This window comes from Halorubellus amylolyticus (assembly GCF_034808145.1).
GTDB lineage: Archaea > Halobacteriota > Halobacteria > Halobacteriales > Natrialbaceae > Halorubellus.
Genome location: NZ_JAXHGM010000060.1, coordinates 1 through 270, shown reverse-complemented (window position 1 = coordinate 270; position 270 = coordinate 1). Strand labels below are relative to the sequence as shown.

Here is a 270-nt window from a genome sequence, read left to right as displayed (position 1 = left end):
GTTTTTGGGGGGAATTTGGATGAGCACATGCACTTGGTTGCTCAGGTGCTTGATCGTTTATTAAAATTGGAGGTCGTTGATATTAGGAGGCGTGCAAATGTAAATTTGACCAAGCTTATACCTGAGGTTCAGGTTGGTACTCATGTTTCATCTTTGGTCCATCATCTGAAGCTTGTATTGGATGGCAACAATGATGTTCTGCGGAAAGATGCTGCAGAGGCACTTTGCTGTCTTGCACATGCTCTTGGAGAAGAATTTACAATATTTATA

The 270-nt window shown here is 41.5% G+C and carries 1 protein-coding gene; it reads left to right on the top strand.

Annotation, left to right across the window (positions count from 1 at the left end; all coding sequences use genetic code 11):
* Positions 1–270 (top strand): hypothetical protein (locus SM754_RS20270; RefSeq protein ID WP_323677947.1); only part of this gene is annotated, 270 nt, incomplete at both ends.